At 32.4% G+C, this 5,775-nt stretch carries 6 protein-coding genes; 1 reads left to right on the top strand and 5 read right to left on the bottom strand.

Going from position 1 to position 5,775, the window contains the following annotated elements:
• Positions 1–82 precede the first annotated feature (82 nt).
• From HKP48_RS01110 to HKP48_RS01090, 5 genes are all read right to left on the bottom strand, one after another.
• Positions 83–526, bottom strand: coding sequence for a DUF4375 domain-containing protein (locus tag HKP48_RS01110; protein ID WP_296341953.1), 444 nt, complete (start codon positions 524–526; stop codon positions 83–85).
• A gap of 16 nt (positions 527–542) precedes the next feature.
• Positions 543–1,115, bottom strand: a complete 573-nt coding sequence (locus HKP48_RS01105; protein WP_296341951.1) for a type 1 periplasmic binding fold superfamily protein — start codon at positions 1,113–1,115, stop codon at positions 543–545.
• A 29-nt stretch (positions 1,116–1,144) separates the two neighbouring features.
• The gene (locus HKP48_RS01100; RefSeq protein WP_296341949.1) at positions 1,145–3,544 is read right to left on the bottom strand and encodes a TonB-dependent receptor; all 2,400 of its coding nucleotides are present in this window, start codon (positions 3,542–3,544) and stop codon (positions 1,145–1,147) included.
• A 420-nt stretch (positions 3,545–3,964) separates the two neighbouring features.
• Positions 3,965–4,459 (bottom strand): DUF6787 family protein, encoded by a 495-nt coding sequence (locus HKP48_RS01095; RefSeq protein WP_296341947.1) that lies wholly within the window; start codon positions 4,457–4,459, stop codon positions 3,965–3,967.
• Between the two features lie 27 nt (positions 4,460–4,486).
• Positions 4,487–4,924: a DUF6146 family protein gene (locus tag HKP48_RS01090; protein WP_296341945.1), complete on the bottom strand. Its 438-nt coding sequence runs from the start codon at positions 4,922–4,924 to the stop codon at positions 4,487–4,489.
• A 198-nt stretch (positions 4,925–5,122) separates the two neighbouring features.
• Here HKP48_RS01090 and HKP48_RS01085 point away from each other — a divergent pair, with 198 nt between their 5' ends.
• The gene (locus HKP48_RS01085; protein ID WP_296341943.1) at positions 5,123–5,416 is read left to right on the top strand and encodes a transposase; all 294 of its coding nucleotides are present in this window, start codon (positions 5,123–5,125) and stop codon (positions 5,414–5,416) included.
• The last annotated feature ends 359 nt before the right edge of the window (positions 5,417–5,775 follow it).

The following is a 5,775-nucleotide window of genomic DNA, read 5'->3' as shown; positions in this document are numbered from 1 at the left end:
AAATCGCTTTAAATCTTCTTAAAAAAGATATCAAAGCTAAAGTGGGTATTAAAAGCAGAAGACTAAAAGCGGCTATCAATAATCAATATATGCTAAAAATACTCAAATTATGATGCGTTTGCCCTGTCTCAATAAGCTGATATTCTAGTTGCGACCAAAAGTCTAAAGTATCCTTTGTTAATTGTGTTATTTCTTGTCGTCTTTCAAGAATATCTTTCGGAATAGGTAAAGTTTTAAAAACACGAATAGCAGTGTCTATAATTGTTGCGGATTCTTGTGCTTTAATATTCAAAAAAGCTTGTAATACTTCATGTGTATACTCGCCAGATGAATTATAAAAAAAGCCAAACAAACCATTGTTATTGATTTCGCTTTCAAAAATATCAATAAAAACAAAAGTTTGTTCGGCTTCAGAGAGTTTAGTAAAATGACCAACTTTATTTGCTTTATTCCAAAGTACAGTACCAACAAATTCTACTTTATCGGTATCCTTTTCTTGGTTTAGCGCAAAATCAATTTCGGTCATTGATTTAATTAAACTTTTAATTTACATCATAAGAGAAAGTGACTTCCACGTCAGTTTCTCCTCCTGCGTTGGTAATATCTCCGCTACTTACACCAGCTGCATCTTTTTGTGGTTCATGGATAAGTGTAACCGTTAACGCATTACCTGTAGATACAACTCCAGAACTTATAGTTGTTGTAATCCCTACAGGGTTTCCATCAGCATCAGCATCTGTGTAACTTGCAGAAGAATTTGCAGCACCAGTAAATTCGTAGAAAAATTGGTGTTCGTCATCTTCTTCAGCCACTTCTAACGTAATATTATCTGCAGGTGTTTCTAATTCATTAAAAACCTGTACGATAGCATCATATGTTGTATTTGCAGATAGCTGTGCACTCATTGGTGTTATAACTGGAGGATTTGGTCCATCTCCATCTAAATCTTGAGACTGAAGCACTATTGCTGTTCCACCTCCTTGTGGTGTAAGTGTTAGTCTTAAAGTTGTAATCACTTCTTCCTCATTAACAGCCTCAGGGTTATCGTCATCTGAACAAGAAAAAGTGAATATTGAAGCTAATAGTAATAATAATGATAATTTTAAATTTTTCATTTTTTGTGTTTTTTGTGTTTTTAATATTATTAATAGTTGAGTTGTAATTGTAGTAAAATGTTTCTGCCTAAATCGTCTGCGAAATAGCGTAATCGATTTAAGTAGGTTCTGTAATTTGTATCTAAAAGATTATTTACGTTTAATCCTATATTCAAAGTTGTTTGTTTTGAAATAGGAATGGTAGCCTCAGCATAAAAATGAAGTAGATGATATGCCGGTGGTGGCGTACTAACATCTACCAAAATAGTTTCGTCTGTTGAAGCGATAAAAGTTTCAAAATTAAAATCTGGAAATTCATTCTGTTCAAATACCCATTCTGACTTTAAACTAGCCGAAAAACTTTTCCATTCAGGCTTACTGAATGTAATAGCATTATTGGTGTTAAAAGCAGGAATGTCTATGATAGGTTTATCTTCTATAACATCATTTGCTTTTATATAGGATGTCGTGTTGGACCATTGCAAGTTGTTTGTAAACTCATAGTTTGCTGATACATCAATACCGTAAAATGAAGCATTTGTCTGTATAAACTCCCATACCGGAAAAGCGCCTCTTATCGTTTGTTCAATACCTGACGGTTTTAAGTAAATAAAATCATTGACCCTATTATAAAAGACGTCCACATTAAGCAGAAGGTTAGGTGTATCTAAATTATAGCTTGCAGAAATACGATTAGAAACTTCTTGGTTTAAGCGTAAATCTCCCAATTCTATCCGTGCTGCAGAATGGTGCAAACCATCACTAAAAAGCTCTGAAGGATTTGGTGGTCTACTCGCCAAACTATAGTTTGCTAATAGATAACTATCATCATCTAAACTGTATTTTAGACCCGCTGATGACGAAAAATTATGAAAATCGAAAATAGGATTTGTAAGATATTGCGAGCCTTGTGTTTCTATTATGGTGTTTGAAAAATCGGTATCATAGCCGCGTTCTTCCCATCTAGAAATCTGGTAAAACTTTTTAGCATTTATTCTATTAAAATCGTATCTCAATCCAGCATCTACAGTTAATTTGCCATTAATAACCCACTCACTCGTACCATAGATTCCAAAGTCATATTTATCATAATCAGGAATAAGACGTCTCACACCAGTATCTGGATTGGCAAAGTTATTTTGATAGCGTCCCATTAACCCAAAAGTCATTTTTCGATTAAGGTTAGAATCTAAAATTAAATCTGCCATAACCGAATGTGTTTGCAAGTTAAGGTCTAATGCAGGCTTATCTCTATCATCACCGACACGTACATCGAATTCAAAACGTTGGTTGTTTTGATAATCGTACTGAAGACTAAGTTTTCCAAAATTCTTAAAGCGTTTATAATACAACCCTTTTAGTAGGTGATGTGTAATTTCTTGCTTTGGCGAATTTATATCATAGCTAAAATCTTCAACAACAAATGGTTCTTGAGAGTTTATGGCATCCACTAAATCTCCTATGTTTCCTATGTGTGCAGACCTTAAAATTCCTATTTTATTATTAAGAAAACTATAGAATACTTCAAAACCAGACTCAAACGTTTTTTTACCTCCATTAATACTAAAACCTTGAGACTGCATACCAGTATTGGTTAAAATATAGTCTGGTGCTTCAAAATCACCGTTTTGCTTAACCATTCCTTGAACGTTAGCAAACCAACCACTTTCAAAAGTTTTATTTAATGATGAAGATAGGCTAAAGCCTCTTCCGTTTGTTTGTCCACTTGCAATTGTCTTTCCGTATAAAGTATCCTTAAGAATCATACGTGCAGGATTAAGTACAACCACACCACCAATAGCATCACCACCATATCTCAACGCACCAGAACCTTTAATCACAGATATCTGATTAGCAGAATTGATATCGATACTTGGTGCATGCTCAATACCCCAATCTTGGTCTTGTAGACGCACATTATTATTTATAATGAGCAGTCTACTGCTATGCATACCGTTGACCATAGGTTTAACAATAGTATTTCCTGTGTTAATCGATGAGATACCTGGAACTTCTTTTAATGCATCACCAAGGCTTAAGCTACTGTACTTTTTAAGTACCTCAGACTTAATAACAGATTCTTGGGCGGTTACTGTATTCTTTTTAACAGCTTTTGCGCTTATAGAAACTTCGTTTAGTTCCTCAATGTGATGTTCTAAGGCTATAGTTTTAGCCATATCTCCTTTGATAACAAAAGTTTGTGTCTTTGTTACGCAAGCCAGATGAGAGATAACTAAAGTAATCTCACCATTGCATAGTTTTTCAATTCTAAATTTCCCATCAACATCAGATGTAACATATTTATCGAGGTTTTTTATATAAATAGTCGCACCAATGATTGGTGTTTTGTCATGAAAATCAATAACCTCTCCAAGAAAGATATACTTACAATTCTGTGAGAAGCTTAAATGAATAAAAGCAAAAGCAAGTATTGTTAAAAAATACTTCATTAATAGGGTCTGTAAAATATATTTTAGTTTTAAATACTCTAGTGTAATTACATCCAAAGTACTTTAAAACAGAATGAATTTCAGTAAGTAATTAAACTGAAATCGGTGGTCCTCGAAGTGAAAAATGAAGTTTTTGATAATTGCTTATAAAGCAGTAGTATGAAGTAATATCTGGAGTAATATGATCAATTTCTAAAACATTTATAGGTTTTAGACTGTAAACATATTGCTTATTCAATTTAAATTTATAAAAATCACAATCGATATCTATTTCGTGAAGATGTGATGAAAACTCCCCGTAACATACTTCGTGTTCATGGTTTTGGAATCCGTGCGAAAACTTAACTATAGCAGGTGTAATTATAGCAAATATTAAAGTTATTGCTATAATCTTAAAGATGTTATGTTCTGTATTAATTTTCAATCTATAAATCTTCCTAAACCAAATCGTCTGAGCATTTTCTTTTCAAAATTCCAAAAGAATTTGAATTGCCCAAATAGCCAACCAAATGTAACTAATAAAATCTGATAAAAAATCAGTCCAATGATAATAAATAAAAACCAATAGAGAGTAGGGTTTAAGTTTTCTTTAGTAATTCCTATGAGCTTAATAATGGGTCTTCCAACAAACATAGAAGAGCTTCCAGTGATGGCAAAGACAATAAACACACGAATCATTTCCCATTTAGCATCTAAAATCCATTTATGTTCTAGTTTTTTGAATAGAAATAAAGTAAACTTTAAGAGCATAAAAAATAATAGAATAGACAAGAGGATTGATAAGGTCAATCCACTTGTATCGTAAAATAGATACCCTAGTCTATAACTTGAATAGCCCAAACCTAAAACACCGAGAAATGGAAACAAGAGTTGCCAATTTTCGGTGATTTCCCAGCGTTTTTTAAAATTTTCCATAGCGTTGATTAACGCTGCAAATTTAAACTAAATTCTTGGTACAAAAGGCCCTAATCTTTGCTTGTAAGTTAACTGAAAGTAAATGAAGTAATTATAGAGTTTATAATTAATTTCATAGCCATAATCTTCATGAGGGCTATAATCAATTTGCATTTGGTATAGATTTGGGTCAAACTGCTGTGGTTGGTTGACTCTAATATTCCAATTGGCAACATAAATTTCGTTTCGACCCTCTAAAAAGCTTTGAGAGTAGTATTGTCGAGGTCTAGCTGTACCTCGTAACCAAGCATTAAAACCAGGGTCTATAATTATAATTTCATAAGTGTTTTCATCACTACCAATGACAACTGTGTCGTTAGCCACTAAGCTTTCTTCGCGCTCATTTGTAATAGGTTTAGGGCTGTCTATAGTTTTACAACTGGCAATAATTATTAATAGTAAAAAAAGAGGCATAAATTTCTTCATAATATAAAGTTATAAAATATTGGTTTTATAAACTGTTTTTGATTTGTATTTAACACTTCAAATAACTTAATAATTTGCTCATAGTAAAAGCTATAATGAGTTAACTGATGACTTATTGACGCGAAATCCCCAATTGAATTAGTAAATAAAAAAGAAGCTCATCGAGCCAAACAAGATTAAGATTTAGATTTAGGAGAATTGACTCTTATTAAAGATAGTAAAGTGCAACTTTATACAGGTAAAGCAATCCATAACAAAAAAGGAAATGTTCATTATAGGGAAGATTTGGTAGAGACGCCTTTTCGTTTAATTGTCGCAAAAACCAAAACAGAAGAATCAAAAGAGTTTTGGTTTATTACCAATGATTTTGATTTATCTACTAAGCAAGTATCCCAAGCTTATAGAAGACATTGGGATATTGAGGTCTCTTTTCGTTTTATAAAGCAAGAACTCAATGTAAGCCACTTAGTATCATTAAATAAAATGGAATAGAGGTTGTGCTATACATGACTTTAATCGTAGCTATGTTAATCTTAATCTATAAAAAAGCCAACCAAATAGGTTGTAAAACTGCTAAAAGAAGATTTAAAATGGAACTCAGAAATTTAGCTATTACTTATGTTTGTTGTACACTATGAAGGAATCTTAGACCATTTTGAGACTTAAAAAAAATGGTCGGAATTTCTTCCGACCATGACTGCTTATCGAGCTGCTTTTTTATAATTAATATTTATTCGCTTTCAGGTTTAATACCTCGAGGCTTGCCTCGTTAATTATTACTATTTTGTGACTCGATGTCACAGAATAGTAAATATATCCATAAAAGTCATAATGTTACAGTTTTACTATAT

This window comes from Winogradskyella sp. (assembly GCF_013042245.1).
Taxonomy (GTDB): domain Bacteria; phylum Bacteroidota; class Bacteroidia; order Flavobacteriales; family Flavobacteriaceae; genus Winogradskyella.
This window is presented reverse-complemented; position numbering and strand designations above follow the sequence as displayed.